The organism is Variovorax paradoxus (assembly GCF_024734665.1).
GTDB lineage: Bacteria > Pseudomonadota > Gammaproteobacteria > Burkholderiales > Burkholderiaceae_C > Variovorax.
In genome coordinates this window covers 5061386-5082848 of the sequence record NZ_CP102931.1, presented here as the reverse complement: position 1 = coordinate 5082848, position 21463 = coordinate 5061386, and the positions used below count along the sequence as shown (strand labels likewise).

Below are 21463 nucleotides of genomic sequence, written 5' to 3'. Positions count from 1 at the left end.
GACACTGCACCCACCAGCGAAGACAGCGCCGAGAATCGGGCGACCGGCTGCAGTTGTGGCTGCTTTTCCCGTTCATCAGCGAGAGCCTGCTTTAGACGGCAGCTTCTTTACGAAGGTAAGGTCCGGGTCCAGCGGCTTTCCGTCGCGCGTGCGCAGGTCGATCTTCGGCACCGGCTTGCCGCTGTCGCGCTCGAGCAGCACCGAATGGCGCTCGCCCTTGGCGTACAGGTGCGCCTCGCCCCAATGCCGCAGGCCCACCACCACGGGGAACAGGCCCTTGCCCTTGGCCGTCAGCACGTACTCCTGGTAGAGCGAGCCGTCGGAGGCGGGCACCAGGTCGAGCACGCCTTCCTGCACCAGGTTTTTCAGCCGGTCCGACAGGATGTTCTTCGCAACACCCAGGCTCTGCTGGAACTCGCCGAAGCGCTTCATGCCGTCGAACGCATCGCGGATGACGAGCAGCGACCACTGGTCGCCAACGATCTCGAGCGCGCGTGCCATCGGGCATGCGTCGGTTTTGAGGCTTCTTCTTCGGGCCATGGCTTTCTTCCTGCGTTGGGCGCGAGTTTAGACCGCAATGGCCGTTCGGTTGCAGAGTAAAACCGCAATGACTAGCATCAGCCTGAAGGAATCCCCACATGCCCTATCTCCAACTCGACGTGAACGGCCGCCATCCCGTGGCCGACAAGAAACGCCTCGCAGTAAAACTCAGCGAAACCTATGCGCAGATGATGAGCGTCGACATCCGCCGCATCAGCATCGCGATCCGCGAAGTGGGCGAGGGCGGCGTGTGGCGCATGGTGGACGGCGAGCCCGCCGAGGTGTCGGTGCTCATGTGCGACATCCGGCGCGGCCGTTCGGCCGAACTGCGGCTCGAAGTGGCCAAGGCGTTGTGCCGCGACTGCATCGGGATCCTGGGCCTGCGCGAAGACCGGCTCAATGTCGAGTTCACCCAGCATTCGGGCGACGAGATGTACCACCCGACGCTCGGCGGCTACAGCCCCGAGTGGTCGGAAGGCGAAGAAGCTCAGTGAGCAGCAGCCGCGTGCGCACGGTGCAGCCGTGAGAAGCGCGCGATCATCAACGGCCCCAGCAGCGCGCCCAGCCCGACCGAACTCCACGCTGCCACCCAGCCGTGCGTGCTGCCCAGGCCGAAGCGCGTCTGCCCCCAGTCCAGCGCAAGGCCGAACACCCACGGACTGAGCGCACCCGCGCCGAAGCCCATCACCGAACGCACCGAGTACGCCACGCCCAGCCGGTGCGGCGCCACCACGTCGGCCAGCGCGGTCGAGTAGACCGAAGAATCCGCAATGGCGAGCAGGTTGTAGACGGCGGCGGCTGCTGCCAGCAGCCACAGCGGCCAGCTCCACATCCAGCCGAAGGCGAAGGACATGCACAGGCTCGCGACGGTGGCGATCATCATCACCCGCGCGCGGCCGAGCCGGTCGGAAGCCGCGCCGCCCGCGATGCTGCCGAACACGCTGACGAGGTGCGCCAGCGCGGCAAGCGCGATGCCCGCGCCTTGCCACGACGTCGTCGTGCCCGACGACGCCACCAGATAGGCCGGCAGCCACGCCCACAGCGCCATGAGCTCCCAGCAATGGAAGGCGTAGGCCCAGTTGCCCGCCATCGCGGGCTTGTCGCGCACCGTGGCGGCCAGCGCGGGCCAGGTGCCTTCGCGGATCGCGCCGGGCACGGGCACCAAAGGCGGCCGCATGCGGCGCAGCGCCTGCAGCGTCAGCAATGCGCCCGCCACGGTGCAGCCCGCCGCGACCAGCAGCCCCAGCCGCCAGTGCTGCAGATGGCTGAATGCCGCCACCACCGCAAGCGAGAGCGCATAGCCCATCGACGACGAACCGATGAAGAGGCCCATCGCACGTCCGCGCACGGCGGGCTCGGCGTTGCGCGCCAGCAGCTGCAGGCCCGGCGTGTAGGAGGCCCCCGCGCACAGCCCGGCCAGGCCGTAGAGCAGCATCGCCGAGAGATGGCCGCGCGCGAAGATGGCGAAGGCCAGTGCCGCCATCGCGCTGATGGCGCTGCCGGCGAAAAAGATGCGGTGCGGCCCGTAGCGGTCGGCCAGCAGGCCCACGGCGAACAGCGAGCTCATGTAGCCCACGTGCCAGGCGCTCTGGATCGAGCCGGCCTGCGCGGCCGTCATGTGCCAGTCGGCCATCATGAAAGGGAGCACGCCGGAATAGGCCGTGACGATCATCGCCTGCAGCAGCCGGCTCGTGCACAGCAGCGCCAGCCAGCCGCGCTGCGGGGCGGGCTCAGCGCAATGCACGTTGCAGGAGCACGGTGTCGACCCACTGCCCGAACTTGAAGCCGATGTCGCGCAGCACGCCGACCTGCTCGAAGCCCAGGCTTTCGTGCAGCCGCAGCGAGCCTGTGTTGGCGCTGTTGCCCACGCACGCCACCATCTGCGTGAAGCCGCCGTCGGTGCAGCGCCGGATCACTTCGCGCAGCAGTGCCTTGCCGATGCCATGGCCGTGCATGCCTTGCGCGACGTAGATCGAGTCTTCCACTGTGTGGCGGTAAGCGGAACGGGCACGGTAGGCGGTGGCATAGGCATAGCCGACCACTTGGCCGTCCTTCAGTGCGACAAGGTAGGGAAGGCCGCGCTGGAGCACATCGGTGCGGCGCGCCTGCATCTGCTCGACGGTGGGCACTTCTTCCTCGAAGGAGCACAGGTCGTGCAGCACGTAGTGGCTGTAGATGGCCTGCACCGCGGCCATGTGGTGCGGCTCGGCGTCGAGGATTTCAACGGTAGCGGAAGTGAGGCATGGAGATGACATGGCCCGATCTTGACGATCCACACTTGATAAGTGAAGCTTCGCTGACCTATGCGAGGCATAAGAAATACTTTGGATAAATCACTGAACCTCGACCAGCTCAAGTCCTTCGGGCTGGTGATCGAAACGGGCAGCTTCTCGGCGGCGGCCGACCGGCTCGGCATCTCGCAGCCGGCCGTGAGCCTGCAGATTCGCCAGCTGGAGCGCCACCTAGCGGTGCGCCTCGTCGAGCGGGTCGGCAAGCGCGCGAAGTCCACGCCAGCGGGCATGGAGCTGCTGCGCCACGCGCAACACATCGAGACCGCGGTCGAGAACGCCGTCGATGCATTGGCCGACCACGCCAGCGGCATCGCGGGCCGCGTGCGGCTTGGCACCGGCGCGACGGCCTGCCTGCATTTCCTTCCGGCCGTGCTGCGTAGCCTGCGCGAGCAGTTCCCCGAGCTGGGCGTAGTGGTCAGCACCGGCAACACCGAAGACCAGGCGCGCAAGGTGGAGGAGAACAGCCTCGACCTTGCGCTGGTCACACTGCCGGCGGCTGGTCGTTCATTGACGGTGATTCCGGTGCTCGACGACGAGTTCGTCGCCATCGGCCGGGCGGACCTCGCACCGCTGAAGGCGAGGGTGGCACCGGCCGATCTGGGCGCGCTGCCGCTGGTGCTGTTCGAGCCCGCCGCCAACACGCGCAAGCTGGTCGACCGCTGGTTCGCCGCCGGTGGCCTGCAGCCGCAGCCAGTGATGGAGCTGGGCAGCGTCGAGGCGATGAAAGAGATGGTGGCCGCGGGGCTGGGCTATGCCATCGTGCCCGGCATGTCGATGGTGGGGCGCGGCGCCCACCCGGAGCTGAAGACCAGCCGCCTGAATCCCCGCATGCACCGCACGCTGGCCGTGGTGATCCGGCGGGACAAGCCCGTCAACAAGGCCTTGCGCGTGGTGCTCGATGCGATCGTGGCGGCCGGAAAGAAGCCCGGCCGCCGCTGATCGGTCTTCAGTGCCGTGTTATTCCGGAACCGCAGCCAGCGAGGCACCGCCGCGTGCCCGGCCCAGCGTGCCGACGATGAGCGCAGCGATCAGCACCAGCACGCCGCTGAGCACCATCGCGCTGGAGATGCCGAAGTTGTCGACCGTCACGCCACCGATCAGCGCGCCGGAGGCAATCGCCACCTGGAAGCCGCTCACCAGCAGGGCCTGGCCGGCTTCGGGCGCGTCGGGCACCGCTTCCATCATCCAGCCCGTGAGCGCCACCGGGATCAGGCCGAAGGCCACGCCCCAGATCACGACCACCACCGCGCCGGGCACGAAGCCGGAGCCGATCACCGTCGTCAGCAGCAGGGCGGTGGCGAGCATCAGCGCCGCCAGCAGGGTGGTGCCGCGCACGCTGCGCGCCACCAGGCTGCCGCCGACGAAGGTGCCGACGAAGCCCACCGCGCCGTAGACCAGCAGCAGCGTCGAAACCGAGTTGGGCGCCAGGCCGAACACCTGTTGCAGCAGCGGCTTCAGGTAGGTGTAAGCCGCGAAATGGCCGGCGATGAAGAACAGCACAGCGAGCAGGCCGACTTGCGCCATGCGGCGCGTGAGCGGCGTCAGCAGGTCGCGTGCGCCGATGGCGCGCACCGGCGGAATCGCGGGCAGCAGCCACAGCTGCACCAGCAGCACGACGGCCGCCAGCGCACCGGTCACCGCGAACGAGGCGCGCCAGCCGAACAGCGTGCCGAGGAACGAGCCTGCCGGCACCCCGAGCACCGTGGCGGCCGACACACCCGCCAGCACCAGCGACATGGCGCGTGCCTGCGATGCATGTGGCACCAGCTGCGTGGCAGCGGCGGGCGCAAAGGTCCAGAAGCCGCCCACGCACAGGCCGAGCAGCAGGCGCGCCACCAGCATCGTGCCGAAGTTGGGCGCGAAGGCGGCGAGCAGGTTCGAGGCAATCAGCAGCGTAGTGAGCGCGATCAGCACGGTGCGGCGGTCGAGCTTGCCCGACGCCACGATCAACGCCGGGCCGGCGAATGCGGCCAGCACGCCGGGCATGGTGACCATCAGGCCGGCCGTGCCGTCGGACACGTTGAGCCCGCGCGCAATGTCGGTCAGCAGGCCGATGGGCATGAACTCGGTCGAGACCATCGCGAAGGTGCCGACGGCGATGGAGCTGACGGCGAGCCATGCGGAGCGGGACGCAGGAGCCGGTGCGGAGACCGGCGCCGATGCAGCGAGGTCGTCGATGCACGGGTTGCTGCTGGGGGAATTCATCATGGGAAGCGGTCCTTGGAAGCATCGGCGACGCGTGGGCCAATGCTGGTGAAGAGGCATTGGAGTGTGCGAGCCGTCGCCTCCGCGACAAAGACACCGGGGAGCAGTAGTCAGTTTCCCTGGGGCGAACAATCGACCCTTTTGATGGCTGTAGCCATCCGCGTATCCGTATTTGCTGGCTTTGCTGGCGCGGTCCGCAGCTACAGCACCCGGCCGTCGGCGATGAACGAGTCGCCGATCAGTACACGAAAGGCCGCACCCTGCGCAAACTTCGGTTGCGCCACGGCCGGCGAGAGGAATTCGACCTCCAGCGCCGCAGGCTTGCCGCGCTCCAGCGCATCGCCCGGTGGCACGACCCAGCGCGCCGAGAAGCCTTCCTTGTCGATCACCAGCGCGCAGCGGTATTCGCCCGGCGCAATCGGCACGTCCTGCGAGGGCAATGCAGGCTTGCGGAAGGTGAGCTCGACGCGCGCATGCGGCGTGAAGGCGCCCGCCGTGTCGAAGCTCGGCGGCATGACGGCCGGCGCGCTCGGCGCACGGCGCGGGCGCTTGCTGATGAGCCACGCAATCACGTTGCCGATGATCGGCACCCACAGCACCATCAGCAACGTGGCGATGTCGCGTGTGGTGGTGCCCGGCGTCGCGTAATGCCGGACGACGGCGCCACCGACGGCCACGCACAGCAGGACGATGACGATGACCTTGCGGCGGAACTGGATCTTGGTGGTGCTCATGTTCTGGGTGGCGCCGCTTCGGGAAACGATGGAATGTCGGATGCGTGATCGAGTCACGGCACCTCATGCGAGGTCTGGTTGCGAGTCTAGGCCCACCGTGAGTGCCGGCTCATCCCACCCGCAGCACCGCATCGGCCGGCAGCGCCTGCCAGTCGATCCATTCGCCCACCGCCAGCTGATGCGTGGAGGCGGCAGCACCTTGCACATCGCCCCATTGCAGCGTGAGCTTGCGCGCGCCGAGTCGCAGCGCGATCTCGAAGCCCGGCCAGTGCGCGGGCACGCGCGGCGTCAGCGAGAGCTGGCGGCCTTTCACGCTCAGGCCCAACAGCGTTTCGACCGCCGCACGATGCAGCCACGCGGCCGAGCCGGTGTACCAGCTCCAGCCGCCGCGGCCCACGTAGGGCGCGGCACCGTAGACGTCGCCCGCCATCACGTAGGGCTCCAGTTCGTAGGCCGGCCCGCGCTCGGGATGTTGCGCGCGATGTGCGGGGCTCAGTCCCTCGAAGCTCCGCCATGCGGCCTCGTGGTCGCCCTGCAGCGCCTGCGCCATCAGCGCCCACACCGCGCCGTGCGAGTACTGCCCGCCGTTCTCGCGCACACCGGGCGGATAGGCCTGGATGTAGCCCGGGTTGTTGCCCGAACGCGCGAACGGCGGCGTCAGCAGGCGCAGCAGTCCGGCCGGTTCGTCGTGCAGCAGTTTCTTGACGGACTCCATCGCCGGCCCCGTGTGCGCCGCATCCGAGGCACCCGACAGCACCGACCACGCCTGCGCAATCAGGTCGATGCGGCATTCGTCGTTGGACGACGAACCCAGCGGCGCGCCGTTGTCGAAGAAGGCGCGGCGGAACCACGCGCCGTCCCAGCCGGCATCGTGCAACGCGGCGATCCAGCCGGTGCGCGCCGCCGTCCAGCGCGCGACGCGTTCGTGTTCGCCGCGTGCCTGTGCCAGCGGCGCGAACTGCGCGACCACGCTGCACAGGAACCACGCGAGCCACACCGATTCGCCGCGGCCTTCGTTGCCCACGCGGTTCATGCCGTCGTTCCAGTCGCCGGTGCCCATCAGCGGCAGGCCGTGCACGCCGGTCTTCAGGCTGCGGTCGATGGCGCGCGCGCTGTGCTCGAACACACTGGCCATCTGGCCGCTGCGCTGAGGTGCGTAGTAGGCGTCTTCGGCGCCGTCGGGAATGGCGGGGCCTTCGATGAAGCCGGCCATCTCGTCGAGCAACGATGCGTCGCCCGTCACCTCGACATAGTGCGCCGACGCATACGGCAGCCACAGCAGGTCGTCCGAGAAATGCGTGCGCACGCCGGCACCGCCGGGCATGTGCCACCAGTGCTGCACATCGCCTTCGGGAAACTGCCGCGCCGCGTTGACCAGGATCTGCTCGCGCAGCCGCGCCGGGTCGGTGAGTGCGAAGGCCATCGCGTCCTGCAGCTGGTCGCGAAAGCCGAAGGCGCCACCCGCCTGGTAGAAGCCCGCTTTCGACCACAGCCGGCAGGCCAGCGTCTGATAAATCAGCCAGCGGTTGACCAGCGCGTCGAACAGCGGGTCGGGCGTGCGCACCTGCAGGCGGCCGAGCAGCTCGTCCCAGAAGCCGCGCACTTGCACCAATGCTTCGGGCACGTCGCGCTGGCGCCAGCGGCGAGAGAGTTCGAGTGCGGCGTCTGCGCTGTTCGCATGGCCCAGCACGAAGGTGAAGCTGGCGGTATCGCCGGCCGCCACCACGAACTCGCCGCCGATGGCCGCGCAGGCGTCGAGCCCGCTGCCGGCGCGCCGTGCGAGCGTGTCGGGTACTTCGACCATGCCGCGATCGCCGAAGAATTCATTGCGGTCGCAGGTCCATTGCGTGGCACCTTGCAGCCCCGCCAGCAGCATGAAGGCAGTGCTGCCGCCGAAGCCCGCGCCCGATTCGCGCTGCTGGCCGAACACGGTCGGCTGGTCTTCCGGCTTCCAGCAATGCACGGTGCGCCGCGTGCCACGCGCATCGCCAAGCTGCCACTCGGCCATGGCCAGTGCGCGCAGGCGGCGCGTGCCGGTGCCGCTGTTTCGCACGCGCACATGCACGAGCTTGACGGCCTCGTCGCGGTCGGCGAAGAAGGTGGTTTCCAGCGCGAGACCATTCGCCTTGTGCTCGAACACCGTGTAGCCCTGTCCGTGTCGCACACGGTGGCGTGCGCTGCCTGAGTTGCCACCAGCAGGTGTCAGCGGCAGCATCTCGCGCGAAGCAAGGTCCTGCAGCAGGTAGTGCTCGAAGGCCGGGTCCTGCACCGGGTCGTTCGACCACGGCGTCACCTGGTGCATGCGGCTGTTGCCGGCCCAGGTGAAGCCCGTGCCCCACTCGGACACCTGGAAGCCGAAGCCCGCATTGGCGATCACGTTGATCCACGGCCGCGGCGTGCGCCGGCCCGCGCCGACCTCGAAGCAGAACTCGCCGGTGCCGGCGTCGAAGTCACCGGTCGGGGCGTTGGCCGATGGCGTCGGGGCGGGGCGGGGCAGCAGGGGCACGCTTGGCAGCGCGGCGGCGGCGACCGTCGACGCCGCCGTGTCGTTGCGGGCCTCGTGCAGCGCAGCCACCTGCACTTCGAGCGGGCGCCCGTCGGCCGTGAAGACCGCGCGCGCCAGGCTGGAGAACGCGGCCTTTTCCGAAGGCACAACGTCCTGGTCGCGCAGCAGGTAGAAGCCGGCCGTGTCGTTGCGCGGAAAGCTGTTCTGCGTCTGCTGCGCGACGCGCGCGCGCAGGCTTTCTATTTCACGCTGCAACGGCATCAGGTACGAATTGGGCTCGCTGTTGAGCACCACCAGGTCGCAGGCCACGCCGCCGAAGCCCCACCAGGGCTGGGCGCGCAGCAGCGTGTTGATGAGCCCCATGCCGATCATCGAGTGGATGTGCACCAGCACGATGGGCTTGTCGCCCGAGATGCCGAAGCGCCAGATCTGCCGCAGGTCGATCAGCCCGCGGTCGCGCATGACGCGTGGCGTGGTGTAGGTGAGGATGGTCGTCAGGTCCTGCAGCGCCAGGTTCTGCGCGGGCGCGATGCTCAGGTCGCGCAGCCGCACCTGCGCCAGCGTGGCGGCCATGCGGGTGGCGCGCTCCACGTGCATCGGCTGCATGTAGCGGTCGATGCCGGGCATCAGCGCATCGATGTTCTTGTCGGCTGCGGTGGCAAAGCTCAGGCGCGCGGTGGTGCCGGGCGCAATCGACAGCCGCACGCGCAGGCAGGCGATGGGGTCCAGCCCGTTGACCTGCTTGCCGTTGGGCGTGAGCGGCTGCGCGTCGAGCGCGGGGTTGGCCAGCGTGCGGTTGCGCCCGATGAAGGCGCGCCGGTCGGTCATGCAGTCGACCGAGAGCACGTGCGCGTCCGCCGAGGCCAGGAAGTGCGCGGCGGCCATCACCGCGTCGCCATGCAGGCGCGGCTTGCGCGACATCAGCAGCGCGCGCCACGCGGGCTCCCAGCGCGACTCGACGAACAGGTTGGCGAAGGCCGGATGCGCCTCGTCGGCCTTGGGGTTCGACAGCACCGGCTCGAAGTACGAGACCAGTTCGAGCGTGCGCGGTTCCTCGCCCGAGTTGTGCAGCGTGATGTTGCGCAGCTCGGTGTCGTCCTCGGGGCTGATGAGCACAGTGGTACGCACCTGCAAGCCGGGGCCGGTCGCGTCGAACTGAACGTGGTCGGCCAGGAAGCGGGTGCGGTAGCGCCAGCCGTCTCCCGGCGCGGGCAGGGCGGTGAGTGAGGTGAGTTCCTGGGTGCCCTCGTCGCGCACGAAGAAGAAGGTGCCGTAGCTGTCGCGCAGCGGGTCGTCGCGCCAGCGTGTCACGTTGAACGAATGCCAGCGGCTCACGCCAGCGCCGTTGGCGCGCAGGGCAACGGTGTAGCGGCCGTTCGACAGCAGGTGCGTGGGCTGAAAGCCGGGTGCCATCGGGTCGACCAGGCGGGGCTGGAACAGCGGCGCCAGCTCGGCCTGGCTGGGCTCGGGCGGCGTGCGCGGATCGGCGCTGCCGATGATCTGCCGCGGCGTGCGCTCGTGCAGCAGCGACTCGTGCGCCTGCACCAGCGCGGCGCTGCCGAACCAGCGGCGCGGCGCGTCGGCGCACAGCAGGTTGCACAGCGCCACCAGCGACATGCCCTGGTGGTGCGCCATGAAGTTGCGCACCACGGTGAAGTCTTGCCCCTCGGGCTGGCGCGAGACGGTGAAGTCGACCGCGTCGTGAAAGCCGAACTCGCCGCGCGCACCGAGCGATTCGAGCAGTTCAAGGTTGATCACCGCCGCCCCGGGCGCGAACGGCGCGGCCATGGCGCTGGCATAGGGCGCCACCACGCGGTCGGTGGGCGGCGTGCGCCGCAGCGCGAGGCGCGGCACGCCGAAGGGCGAGTACTGGTAGGCCAGCGAGTGGTCTTGTGCGAAGTAGGCCGATTCGGAAACGCCCCACGGCAGGTTCTGCGCCCGCCCGAAGGCCTGCTGCTCGGCAATGGCGGCGGCGTTGGCCACTTGCAGCAGGCCGTCGGTGGGCTCGGTCATCACCAGCGCGGGCATCACGTACTCGAACATCGAGCCCGACCACGACTTCAGGCTGGGCTGGAAGCCGACCAGCAGGAACGGCCGGCCCAGCGCCATCCAGTGGCGGCGCGGTACGTCGCCCTTGGCAATTGCCAGGAAGCTCAGCAGCCGCGACTCGGAGGCCAGCAGGTCGTAGTAGCTTGCGTCGAGCACGTTCTCCTCGACCCGCAGGCCGATGTGGAACAGGTGGCGCTTGGGGTCGTAGAGGCCGCTGAAGTCCATGCCGGCGTGCAGCGCGTCGCAGCGCACGGCCAGTGCTTCGAGCGCGGGTGCTTCATGCGGCTGGCAGCCTTCGGACGCGAAGGTGCGGCAGGCCTGCGCCACGGCCACGAGGTGGCCCGCGAAGTTGCCGCTGTCCACGCTCGATACGTAGTCTGGCGGCAGCGGCTTCAGCGTTTGCGTGTCGTACCAGTTGAACAGGTGGCCGTTGTGCTTCTGCATGCGGTCCACGCTGTCGAGCGTGGCGGCGATGCGGGCGAGCAGGGCGGGGGTGTCGATCCACCCGAACTCGCGCGCGCAGCAGGTGGCCAGCAGGTACATGCCGATGTTGGTCGGCGAGGTGCGATGCGCAACGGTGGGCTGCGGCTCCAGCTGCAGGTTGTCGGGAGGCAGGTGGTTGTCGTCCGGGCCCACCACGTGCTCGAAGAAGCGCCAGGTGTCGTGCGCAAGCTTTTCGAGATACGTGCGCTGATCGGCGTTGAGCGGGTCTGGCGCTTTTGCCTCGGTGCGGCTGCCCCACCAGGCCGCGACCGGCGCCAGCGTCCACAGCACGAACAGCAGCGCGCCTATCACCGGGTAGGCGCTCCAGAGCGCCGCCACCGCGAGTGCGACGCACACCACGCTGCTCGCGGCGGCATTGCGCAGGAAGGGCGCGAGGCGACCGCTCGATTGCGCCTGTGCCTGCGCGGCCGTAGTCCATTCGAGCAGGTGCCGGCGGCTGACCACGAGGCGCCACGTCGCGCGGAACCATGCGTCGAGCAGCAGCCGCGTCTGCGCCGCGAGTTGCACGAACTGCCAGGCCGCGCCAGCCATGGCGCGCAGCAGCTCGACCGCGCCCACGTCGAAGAAGTGGCGCAGCTCGATGGCGCGGCGCGTGGGCACCAGCCCGGCCAGCGCACCGAGCAGTGGCCCCAGCGTGAGCGCCGACGCCACGGCCGCCAGCGCCCAGCCCAGCGGCATGGCCTGCGTGAAGATCACCAGCACCAGCAGCGCGAAAGAAGCCGGCACCACCAGCGAGCGGCGCAGGTTGTCGCTCATCTTCCAGAGGCCCAGCGCGTCGATGCCGAAGCGGCGCGCACGCCACATCAGCGGCAGCAGCTGCCAGTCGCCGCGCACCCAGCGGTGCACACGCGACGCCGCAACGCCGGCATGGTGCGGATGGTCCTCGACAAGTACTACGTCGCTCACCATCGCGCAGCGCGCGACCGTGCCTTCGAGCAGGTCGTGGCTGAGCACTGCGCCGTCGGGCAGGCGGCGATCGAGCGTGGCGTGCAGCGCACGCACGTTCAGCAGGCCCTTGCCGGTGAAGGAGCCGCTGCCGAACACGTCCTGGTAGATGTCGGAGGCGCCGCTGCCGTAGGGGTCGAGCCCGCACTGGCCGGCGAACACCCAATGGAAGAAGGAGCGCTCGTGCCGCTGCGGAAACGGCGTGACGATGCGCGGCTGCAGGATGCCGAAGCCGGCGACCACGCGCTGGCGTTGCACGTCGATTTCGGGTGCGTTGAGCGGATGCGCGGCAATCGACACCAGGTCGCGCAGGGCGCCGGGCGGCAGGCCGGTGTCGCTGTCGAGCGTCAGCACATACGGCGTGCGGCCGGCGGTGAGCCGCAGGCCCGGGGCGAGCGGCAGGAAGCCGCTGGCGTCGCCGGCTGCGAGCAGGCGCACCAGCATTTCCAGCTTGCCGCGCTTGCGCTCCCAGCCCATCCAGCGCTGCTCGGTGTCGCTCCAGCTGCGCGGGCGGTGCAGCAGCAGGAAGCGCGGCGCCTCGCCGGGTGCCACGGGGTATTTGGTGTTGAGCGCGGCGATGCGTTGCAGGGCGTCGTCGAGCAGGGGGCCGTCTTCAGGCAGCGAGGCCAGCGGTGCGTCTGCCCAGTCGGTGAGCAGCGCGAACTGCGCATGTGTTTCGCGGTTGGCGAGCCAGTGCAGTTCGAGCCGGTGTGCGAGCTGTGCGTTGTTCGCGTTCGAGCCCAGCAGCGTGGGCATGACGACGAGCGCGCGGTGCCGCTCGGGAATGCCGTTCGCAAAATCCAGACGCGGCAGGCCCTGCACTCGCACCGACTCGGCCATGATGCGCTGCGCAAGCGCGAGCAGCGCTTCGGACAGCGGCCACGCGAGAAAGACGAGCGCCAGCACGGTGGTCCAGTCTTCGCGGTGCGGCAGGCTGTGCACCACGGCGAACAGCAGCAGCGCGGTGCCCAGCGCCACGGAGCCGACGTAGACAGGCAAGCGCCAGCCGCGATGGCTGCGTGCCTGTCGCGTGTCGGGCACTCGCCCGGTACGGCCCGCATGGCCGTTCGATTGCAGCGCCGCGATCAGCGCGCGCCTGCCTTGGCCGAAGAGGTAGTAGCCGGCGGTGCCGTCTGCGCGGTCGGTCTCCGCGCCCGCGTCGTCGGCCGGCGCGCTGGCGGCCAGTTGCACCACGGCTTGCGCGACGGCGCGCTCGGGCTGTTCGCTGCTGCGCGCCACCTGCTCCATCGCATGCGTGATCTGCTGGCGCGTGAGTTCGCTCTCGTTGGCGAAGCTCGGCAGCTCGCGCAGCACGCGCAGCGAACGGCTCACAGGCTCGATCAGGTCGCTCCACTCGACCTGGCCGATCATGCGCAGCGTGGTGATGATGTTGCCCACCGTGAGATTGGCGGCGGCCTGCGCGTTCTGCGCTTCGCCGATCAGCGCCGGCCCGTTGGGGCAGTGCTGCTCGGTCCAGCGCACCAGCGCGGGCATGTCTTCGCCATGCTCGACGGGCAGGCGCTGCCACAGCTGCGTGAGGTAGTTGTCCTGCAGGCCGTGGCTTTGCAGCGCGCGGTAGAGCACGTCGAGGTCTTGCACCGAAAGGTGCGGCGCGGCGTCCCATGCGGCATGCGCGATCTCGCGCGCCACCTTGTTCTCGGCAATGCTCTCGGCCACGCGGCGCAGGTTTTCGAGCAGCACCACGCGCAAGGTGGTGGGCAGCGCCCACAGCTCGCCGAGCGTGAGCTCGTCGATGTCCTGGTAGGCGTTGAGGAAGGCTGTGAACAGCGTCTTGTTGAGCACGCTGTCGGTGTGGGCCACGTAGGCCCAGGCAATGCCGTACACGCGCGGCAGGCCCGCCAGCGGCGGCGCGGCGAGCTTGGGCAGGCGCGCGTAGTAGCTGCGCGGCACGCCGTCGTGAATCTGCTGGAGCTGCGCCTCGACCAGGTGGAAGTTGTCGAGCAGCCACTCGGCCGCAGGCGACACATAGCGACCGCTGAGCGAGATCAGCGCGATGTAGTCGAAGGCGTTGCGCAGCGACGCGAGGTTTTCGTCCACGCGCGGAAAGAAGGGCGCCCCCTCGCGCGCGAGGCGGCGGTCTTCTTCCACCGCCTGGGCGCGGGCGAGGCTGTGGCCGTGCTGCTCGAAGCGCTGGATGCCGAAGAGTTCGGCGCGGATCGGTGCGGCTACCGGATCATGCGGGCCGAGCAGCAGCGCCCGGGCGTACGGACTGAGTCCCTGGAGACGATCGACGACGGCTGCGGCGCTCAAGCGATGGCGAAGAGACCGATACCCAGCACCACGGCCACGCAGGCGATCGTGACGATGCGGCCCGCAGCGAGCGCGCGCACCCGTTGCATGTGGCTTCGCAGCGAGAACCAGCGCCCGTGAGCGCGCGCGCAGTGGCGCATGTGGGAGGCCAGCGCCTTGGCGTCGTTGCCGACGAAGTCGATGGGCGAATGGGTGAGGGACTGCGGGACTGGCATGGCAACGGGCTCCTTGTAACGACTTCGAGCTGCCGCGCGATTGCGAGAACTGTGAACGTGTCCGACCGTACCCTTTTAAATGACCTTACAGGTGCCTGATTGCCGATGCCGGACGTAGGAAAGGGCGCCGAAGCGCCCTTTGCCGTGGCCGGAATGGGTGTGGTCAGCCCGTATTGCGCAGCCCCGCTGCCACCCCGTTGATCGAGATGTGGATGCCGCGCTGCAGCCGCTCGCCGCCGTCGCCCGCGCGGTAGCGCCGCATCAGCTCGACCTGCAGGTGGTGCAGCGGGTCGATGTACGGAAAGCGGTGGCGCACCGAGCGCTGCATTTCGGCATTGCCTTCGAGCCGCTGCTTCGCGCCGGTGATGAGCGTGAGCGCATCCGACGTGCGGTGCCATTCGGCATCGATCATCGAGAACACCTTCTGGCGCAGCTTGCGGTCGGTGACCAGCTCGGCGTAGCGCGAAGCCAGTGCGAGGTCGCTCTTGGCCAGCACCATGTCCATGTTCGACAGCAGCGTGCGGAAGAAGGGCCACTGCTCGTACATGCGCTGCAGCAATGCCTGGCGCTCCTTCTTCCCCGCAGCCGTGCCCGCCGCGGCCAGGAACTGCTCCACGCCCGAGCCGAAGCCGAACCAGCCCGGAATGGTCAGGCGGCACTGGCCCCAGCTGAAGCTCCACGGCACCGCGCGCAGGTCGTCGATCTTGTGGCTGGGGTTGCGCGAGGCGGGGCGCGAGCCGATGTTGAGTTCGGCGATCTCGCGGATCGGTGTGGAGCCGAAGAAGTAGTCGCCGAAGCCCGGGGTTTCGTAGACCAGCTTGCGGTACGCGGCCATGCTCGCGGTCGAAAGCTCGCCCGCGGCCGAGAGGAAGGTGGCGGGCGCCGACTTGCCCTGCGGCAGCAGCGTGGCTTCGAGCGTGGCGGCCACCAGCGTTTCGAGGTTGCGCCGGCCGATCTCGCGGTTGGCGTACTTCGAGCCGATGACTTCGCCCTGCTCGGTCAGGCGGATCTGGCCACGCACGGTGCCGGGCGGCTGCGCGAGGATGGCCTGGTAGCTCGGGCCGCCGCCGCGTCCCACAGTGCCGCCGCGGCCATGGAACATGCGCAGGCGAATGGGGTTGGCCTTCTTCTTGTTGAGCTCGTCGAACAGCGACACCAGCGCGATGCCCGCGCGGTACAGCTCCCAGTTGCTGGTGAAGATGCCACCGTCCTTGTTGCTGTCGCTGTAGCCGAGCATCACGTCCTGCTCGGCACCCGAGCGTTCGATGAGCGCCTGGATGTTCGGCAGCGCATAGAAGGCGCGCACGATGGGCGCGGCGTTGCGCAGGTCTTCGATGGTTTCGAACAGCGGCACCACGATGAGGTCGCAGGTCGCGTTGCTGTCCATCGCGCCGCGCAGCAGGCCCACTTCTTTCTGCAGCAGCAGCGCTTCGAGCAGGTCGCTCACCGTTTCGGTGTGGCTGATGATGTAGTGGCGGATGGCCGCGGCGCCATAGCGCGCACGCGAAACGCGGGCGGCGGCGAAGATGGCCAGCTCGCTCTTCGCAAGCGGCGAGTAGTCGGCGTCGGGCACGCGCAGCGGGCGGGCGTCGTCGAGCAGCCTGAGCAGCAGTGTCTGCTTGGCTTCTTCGGCAAGCGACGCATACGAGGGCTCGATGCGCGCGGTGGCCAGCAACTCGGCGATCACCGCTTCGTGCTTGTCTGAGCTCTGGCGCAGGTCGACCGTGGCCAGGTGAAAGCCGAACACCTCGACCGCTCGAATCAGCGGCAGCAGGCGCGGCGCGGCAAGCACGGTGCCGTGCTTTTCTTCGAGCGACTCGGCGACAGTGCGCAGGTCGGCCAGGAATTCTTCGGCCGTGGCGTACGGGTTCTGCGGTGCGACGGCGTGGCGCGCAGCCTCGCCGCCGGTGAGCTCGCGCAGCGTGGCCGCCAGGCGCGCATACACACCGGTGAGGGCGCGGCGGTAAGGCTCGTCCTTGCGGTGCTCGTTGGTGTCGGGCGAGCGTTCGGCCAGCGCCTGCATCTCGACCGTCACATCGACCAGCGTGGCCGACAGCGACAGCTCGCCGCCCAGGTAGTGCACTTCGGTGAGGTAGTGGCGCAGCGCCAGTTCGCACTGGCGGCCCAGGGCGTATTCGAGCGTCTGGGCGGTGACGTTGGGGTTGCCGTCGCGGTCGCCGCCGATCCACTGGCCCATGCGCAGGAAGGGCGCGACCGATGGCGTGTGGCCGCCCTGGGCGAGGGCTTTTTCCAGGTCGGCGTAGACGCGCGGAATCTCGCGCAGGAAGGTGGCCTCGTAGTAGCTCAGCGAGTTCTCGATTTCGTCGGCCACGGTGAGCTTGGAAAAGCGCAGGATGCGCGTCTGCCAGATCTGCGTGACGCGGGTGCGCATCTGCGTTTCGTTCTCGGCAAATTCGAGCGGCGAGAGCGCATCCTTGCCGCCCGCATAGGCGCTCTGGCGCAGCCTGATCTCGTCGCGCACGGTGAGCAATTGCGCGATGGCGCGCTCGGCATCGAGGATGCTCTTGCGCTGCACTTCGGTCGGGTGCGCGGTGAGCACCGGCGAAACGTAGCTGTGGGCCAGCGAAGCGACGATGTCGTCGGGCTTCACGCCGGCCTTGCGGATGCGGGCGAGTGCTGTTTGCAGGTCGCCCTCGACGCTTTCGCCGGCGCGTTCCGTTTCCGTGCGGCGGCGGATCTGGTGGCGGTCTTCAGCGAGGTTGGCCAGGTGGCTGAAGTAGGTGAAGGCGCGAATCACGCGCACCGTCTCGGCTGCGCTCAGGCCCTTGAGCAGGTTCTTCAGCGCGCGGTCTGCGGCGTGGTCGGCGTCGCGGCGGAAAGCCACGGACAAGGTGCGGATCTTTTCGACCAGCGCGTAGGTCTCGTCTCCTTCCTGCTCCCGGATCACGTCTCCGAGGATCCGGCCCAGCAGCCGGATATCGTCGATCAGTGGCTGGTCTTCGGCCTGGCGGCGCTTGGGGGGAGCAGGGGTCTTGCTGGCTTTCATTCGATGTTTGTCCTGGACTTTTTGACTTCTTGAATGGATGCGCCGCCTGCGTTGTTGCGGCGCAACATGCTAGCATTCCGGCGGTTTAGAACATGTACTTTTGGAACCGGTCTTGAGCAATATCGTGATCGCCACGCGCGAAAGCCGCCTGGCACTGTGGCAAGCCGAACACGTCCGGGCGCTTTTGCAAGAAAAGGGCCACACGGTCAGCCTGCTCGGCCTGACGACCACCGGCGACCAGATCCTCGACCGCACGCTCAGTAAGGTGGGCGGCAAGGGGCTCTTCGTGAAAGAGCTCGAACTCGCGCTCGAAGAAGGGCGCGCCGACATCGCGGTCCATTCGCTCAAAGACGTGCCGATGGACCTGCCCGAAGGCTTCGCGCTGGCCTGCGTGCTGGAGCGCGAAGACCCGCGCGACGCGCTCGTCTCCCCCCGCTATGAATCGCTCGACGCACTGCCGCAGGGTGCGGTCGTCGGCACTTCGAGCCTGCGCCGCGTGGTGCTGCTGCGCGCGCTGCGGCCCGACCTGCGCATCGAACCGCTGCGCGGCAACCTCGACACCCGCCTGCGCAAGCTCGACGAAGGGCAATACGACGCCATCGTGCTGGCGGCGGCCGGGCTCAAGCGGCTGGGGCTGGAAAGCCGCATCCGCGTGGCCTTCGATCCCGACACCATGCTGCCGGCCGCAGGGCAGGGCGCATTGGGCATCGAGGTGCGTGCAGATCGCACCGAACTCATCGAACTGCTGCGCTCGCTGGCCAACCAGGGCGACTGGCTTTCCACCGCCGCCGAGCGCGCTGTGAGCCGCGCGATGGGCGGCAGCTGTTCCATGCCGCTGGCGGCTCATGCACGCTGGCAGGCCGACGGCGCGCTGCGCATCGACGCCGCTTGGGGCGATCCGGAAGGCAATGCGCCGCTGGTGAAGGTGCATGCGCTGGCGCAGGCCAGCGATTTCGCGCAGGCCGATGCGCTCGGCGAGCACGCCGCGGCGCTGCTGCGCGACGCCGGGGCCCACTGATACCGGTGGTCATCGTATGACCGCCCGCCCCGTCATCGTCACGCGGCCGGCGCGCGAGGCGGCGCAATGGGTGAGCGACCTGCGCGCCGCAGGGCTCGATGCGGTGGCGCTGCCGCTCATCGTGATCGAGCCGGTGGCCGACGCCGAGCCGCTGCGCGCCGCGTGGCGGCAACTGGCGGATTACGCGGCGCTGATGTTCGTGAGCGCCACGGCCGTCGAACATTTCTTCCAGCACAAGAACGCTGCCGATACGCTGGCAGGGCGCCGCTTCTGGGCCACGGGCCCTGGCACCACGCGCGCCTTGCTTCGCGCCGGCGTGCCGTCGGAACTCATCGACGCGCCGCCCCCCGAGGCCACGCGCTTCGACTCCGAAGCGCTGTGGGAGCGCGTGCAGGCCCAGGTGTCGGCCGGCGTGCGAGTGCTCATCGTGCGTGGCGGCGACGAAGCCGGACACCCCACAGGGCGCGACTGGCTCGCCAATGAAATCGATGCCGCGGGCGGCTATCGCGACACCGTGGTGGCCTATCGCCGGCTGCCGCCATCGCTGGATGTCGTACAACATCAGCTGGCTATCGACGGTGCCGAAGGCCGCGCGATCTGGCTCTTCAGCAGCTCAGAGGCCATCGGCAATCTGCAGCGCGCGATGCCCGGTGTGCAGTGGCATGCCGCGAGTGCGGTCGCCACGCATGCACGAATCGGCGAAGCCGCGCGGGCTGCGGGTTTCGGGGCGTTGCGTGTATGCACACCACTGCGGGATGCGCTGATCGCGTCTATAGAATCCTTGGCATGAGCGCCGCGTCCCCGTCAGACGATTTTTCCTCTCCTTCCCCAACCGCTGCCACGGCGCCGGTGCCCGCCACGCTGGCACCGCACCAGACGCCAGCCGCACAGGCAGCGGGGGCGCTGATCCTCTCCCGCATCGCATTCGGCCTCGTGGCCCTCGTGGCGCTGGCCGCATTGCTGATGACGATCGCACTGTGGCAGAAGGTTGGCGGCATGAAGGAACAGCTGGCTCGTCAGAGCGCCGATGCCATCGCGCAGTCGATGGAGGCGCGCACGCTGGCCCGCCAGGCAAGCGACACCGTGCGCGAGGCTTCGGCCCGCGTGGCCCTGGTCGAGACCCGCGTGGCCGAAGTCGCGCTGCAGCGTTCGCAACTCGAAGAACTCATTCAAAGCCTCTCGCGTTCGCGCGACGAGAACCTCGTGGTCGACATCGAGTCGGCTGTGCGCCTTGCCCTGCAGCAGGCGCAGGTCACAGGCAGCGTCGAGCCGCTGCTGGCTGCGCTGAAGGCCGGCGACGTGCGCATCGCGCGAGCCGCGCAGCCACGGCTGACGCCACTGCAGCGGTCCATGCAGCGCGATGCCGACCGCCTGCGCAGCACCGCAAGCACCGACAGCGCCGAAGCGCTGCAGAAGCTCGACGAACTGATGCGCGGCGTGGACGACCTGCCCACGCTCAACGCCGTTGCCGTGCGCGGCACCGGCACCAACGCCTGGCAGGCCGAGCCGATTCCTGCCGACGCGCCGTGGTGGCGCCGCGTGCTGCTCACGGTACGTGGCGAGGCCCGCTCGCTGGTGCGCGTCGGCCGCATCCAGAGCCCGGAAGCAATCCTGCTGGCGCCCGAGCAGTCTTACTTCCTGCGCGAGAACCTGAAGCTCAAGCTGCTCAATGCGCGCCTGTCGCTGCTGTCGCGGCAGATGGAAGCCACGCGCGGCGAGCTGTCGCAGGTAACTGCCTCGCTCAATCGTTACTTCGACCCCGCATCGCGCCGTACCCAGGCCGCCGCCACGCAGTTGCAACAACTGCAGGCGCTGGTGAAGACGGCCGAGCCGGTCCGCATCGACGACACGCTCGCGGCACTGGCTACCGCTGCAGCAGGACGCTGATCGGACATGCGCGCAGCAATCTGGCTCCTCGCACTGTTCGCTGTTGCAGCAGCAGTCGCCCTGTTCGCAGGCAACAACCAGGGCACGATCACCGTGTTCTGGCCGCCCTGGCGTGTCGACCTGTCGCTGAACCTCGTGCTCGTGATCCTGCTGGTGGCCTTCGTGCTGATGCACGTGGCGTTGCGTGCGCTGGCAGCGTTGTTCTCGCTGCCGACGCAGGCGCGCCAATGGCGGCTGCAGCAGAAGGAGCGCACGTTGCATGCAGCCCTGCTCGATGCGATGGTGCAGCTGATCTCGGGGCGCTTCTCGCGTGCACGCAAGGCCGCGCAGGCCGCGCTCACGCAAGAGAAAACGCTGTCGGCGCTCGGCGCCAGCCTGCCGCAGGCTCAACAGGTGCGCGTGTTGTCGCACCTGCTGGCGGCCGAGAGTGCACAGGCCTTGCAAGACAAGCCAGCGCGCGACGCGCATCTGCAGCAGGCCCTCAATGAAAGCGCCGACCGCGCCGTGCTCGCCAGCCCGGAGACGCGCGAAGGCGTGCAACTGCGCGCGGCGCGCTGGGCGCTCGAAGACCGCGACGCAGCCGCGGCACTCGCGCGGCTCGAAGAACTGCCGCAAGGCGCGCAGCGCCGCACGCTCGCATTGCGCCTGCGGCTCAAGGCGGCACGGCAGGATCGCCGCACGCTCGAGGCGCTCGAAACCGCGCGCCTGCTGGCCAAGCACCGCGCCTTCTCGGACGCCGCGGCACAGAGCATCGTGCGCGGGCTGGCAACCGAGCTGCTGACGGGTGCGCACGATCCGGCACAGCTGCTTCGCGCGTGGACCGAACTCGATGCCAACGAGCGCGACATGCCCGAAGTGGCGATTCACGCTGCCCAACGGATGGTCGCGCTGCGTGGCGACCTTGCTCTGGCCCGCGGCTGGCTGCTGCCGGCCTGGGAGCGCATGGTGGCCAACCCGCGCGCGCTCGGCGATGCACTGCGCGTCAAGCTCGCACGTGCACTCGAAGCGGGGCTCGACTCGGTCGATGCCGACTGGCTGGCGCGCATCGAAAGCGCGCAGCGCAACAACCCGCGCGACCCGAACCTTCAGTACCTCGCGGGCATGGCCTGCATGAAGCGCCAGTTGTGGGGCAAGGCCCAGCAGCTGTTGACGCAGGCCGGCCTTGGGCTGCAGGACACCGATCTGTACCGCCGTGCCTGGCTTGCGTTGGCCCAGTTGGCCGAAGACCGCGACGATGCCGAGCAGGCTGCCGAGGCGTGGAAGCGCGCGGCGCAGATCGAGAACAGCTGAG

14 protein-coding genes are annotated in these 21463 nt (G+C 69.0%); 6 read left to right on the top strand and 8 right to left on the bottom strand.

Annotated elements, in window-relative coordinates; translation table 11 throughout:
• Positions 1–75 precede the first annotated feature (75 nt).
• Entirely contained in the window at positions 76–540 is a 465-nt protein-coding gene (locus NWF24_RS24040) for a winged helix-turn-helix transcriptional regulator (protein WP_258350736.1), read from the bottom strand.
• Positions 541–638: 98 nt separating this feature from the next.
• Between NWF24_RS24040 and NWF24_RS24035 the strand changes: the two genes are divergently transcribed.
• On the top strand, positions 639–1034 hold the full coding sequence (locus tag NWF24_RS24035) for a tautomerase family protein (protein WP_258350735.1): 396 nt from the start codon (positions 639–641) through the stop codon (positions 1032–1034).
• Here NWF24_RS24035 and NWF24_RS24030 read toward each other — a convergent pair.
• Entirely contained in the window at positions 1028–2284 is a 1257-nt protein-coding gene (locus NWF24_RS24030; protein ID WP_258350734.1) for an MFS transporter, read from the bottom strand. The two genes, NWF24_RS24035 and NWF24_RS24030, sit on opposite strands and share 7 nt — an antisense overlap.
• Positions 2271–2795 (bottom strand): GNAT family N-acetyltransferase, encoded by a 525-nt coding sequence (locus NWF24_RS24025; protein ID WP_258350733.1) that lies wholly within the window; start codon positions 2793–2795, stop codon positions 2271–2273. Before NWF24_RS24025 ends, NWF24_RS24030 begins: the two co-directional genes overlap by 14 nt.
• A 48-nt stretch (positions 2796–2843) precedes the next feature.
• On the opposite strand from NWF24_RS24025, the gene NWF24_RS24020 reads away from it, so the two are divergent.
• A complete protein-coding gene (locus tag NWF24_RS24020; protein WP_258350732.1) occupies positions 2844–3770 on the top strand; it encodes a LysR family transcriptional regulator in 927 nt (308 codons plus the stop codon).
• Between the two features lie 18 nt (positions 3771–3788).
• Here NWF24_RS24020 and NWF24_RS24015 read toward each other — a convergent pair whose 3' ends face one another.
• The 5 genes from NWF24_RS24015 to ppc all read right to left on the bottom strand — a co-directional run bounded on the left by NWF24_RS24015 (position 3789) and on the right by ppc (position 17267).
• The gene (locus NWF24_RS24015) at positions 3789–5039 is read right to left on the bottom strand and encodes an MFS transporter (RefSeq protein ID WP_258350731.1); all 1251 of its coding nucleotides are present in this window, start codon (positions 5037–5039) and stop codon (positions 3789–3791) included.
• Between the two features lie 197 nt (positions 5040–5236).
• Entirely contained in the window at positions 5237–5770 is a 534-nt protein-coding gene (locus NWF24_RS24010) for a hypothetical protein (protein ID WP_093075614.1), read from the bottom strand.
• 109 nt (positions 5771–5879) lie between these two features.
• Positions 5880–14045 (bottom strand): GH36-type glycosyl hydrolase domain-containing protein, encoded by an 8166-nt coding sequence (locus NWF24_RS24005; RefSeq protein ID WP_258350730.1) that lies wholly within the window; start codon positions 14043–14045, stop codon positions 5880–5882.
• Entirely contained in the window at positions 14042–14260 is a 219-nt protein-coding gene (locus NWF24_RS24000; protein ID WP_258350729.1) for a hypothetical protein, read from the bottom strand. The genes NWF24_RS24005 and NWF24_RS24000 overlap by 4 nt, the downstream gene beginning before the upstream one ends.
• Positions 14261–14423: 163 nt before the next feature.
• Positions 14424–17267 (bottom strand): phosphoenolpyruvate carboxylase, encoded by a 2844-nt coding sequence (ppc, locus tag NWF24_RS23995; RefSeq protein WP_258350728.1) that lies wholly within the window; start codon positions 17265–17267, stop codon positions 14424–14426.
• A 112-nt stretch (positions 17268–17379) separates the two neighbouring features.
• Here ppc and hemC point away from each other — a divergent pair, with 112 nt between their 5' ends.
• The 4 genes from hemC to NWF24_RS23975 are packed head-to-tail and all read left to right on the top strand — an operon-like array spanning position 17380 to position 21462.
• On the top strand, positions 17380–18285 hold the full coding sequence (hemC, locus tag NWF24_RS23990) for a hydroxymethylbilane synthase (protein WP_258350727.1): 906 nt from the start codon (positions 17380–17382) through the stop codon (positions 18283–18285).
• A 16-nt stretch (positions 18286–18301) separates the two neighbouring features.
• On the top strand, positions 18302–19075 hold the full coding sequence (locus NWF24_RS23985; protein WP_258350726.1) for a uroporphyrinogen-III synthase: 774 nt from the start codon (positions 18302–18304) through the stop codon (positions 19073–19075).
• On the top strand, positions 19072–20172 hold the full coding sequence (locus NWF24_RS23980; protein WP_258350725.1) for a uroporphyrinogen-III C-methyltransferase: 1101 nt from the start codon (positions 19072–19074) through the stop codon (positions 20170–20172). The genes NWF24_RS23985 and NWF24_RS23980 overlap by 4 nt, the downstream gene beginning before the upstream one ends.
• Before the next feature lie 6 nt (positions 20173–20178).
• On the top strand, positions 20179–21462 hold the full coding sequence (locus NWF24_RS23975) for a heme biosynthesis protein HemY (protein WP_093049378.1): 1284 nt from the start codon (positions 20179–20181) through the stop codon (positions 21460–21462).
• The last annotated feature ends 1 nt before the right edge of the window (position 21463 follow it).